General features: G+C 53.3%; 1 rRNA gene. It reads right to left on the bottom strand.

From position 1 onward, the window contains the following. Positions 1 to 289 (bottom strand): 16S ribosomal RNA (locus CBX98_RS26070); the annotation flags it as partial.

Here is a 289-nt window from a genome sequence, read left to right as displayed (position 1 = left end):
CATCTGACTTAACAAACCACCTGCATGCGCTTTACGCCCAGTAATTCCGATTAACGCTCGCACCCTCCGTATTACCGCGGCTGCTGGCACGGAGTTAGCCGGTGCTTCTTCTGCAGCTAACGTCAAATGAATACGCTATTAACGCATCCACCTTCCTCACTGCTGAAAGTACTTTACAACCCGAAGGCCTTCTTCATACACGCGGCATGGCTGCATCAGGCTTGCGCCCATTGTGCAATATTCCCCACTGCTGCCTCCCGTAGGAGTCTGGACCGTGTCTCAGTTCCAG

It is taken from the genome of Vibrio sp. T9, from assembly GCF_003123985.1.
Lineage (GTDB): Bacteria > Pseudomonadota > Gammaproteobacteria > Enterobacterales > Vibrionaceae > Vibrio > Vibrio diabolicus.
The sequence above is the reverse complement of the archived record's forward strand: the minus strand, read 5'-3'. Positions and strand labels throughout refer to the sequence as shown.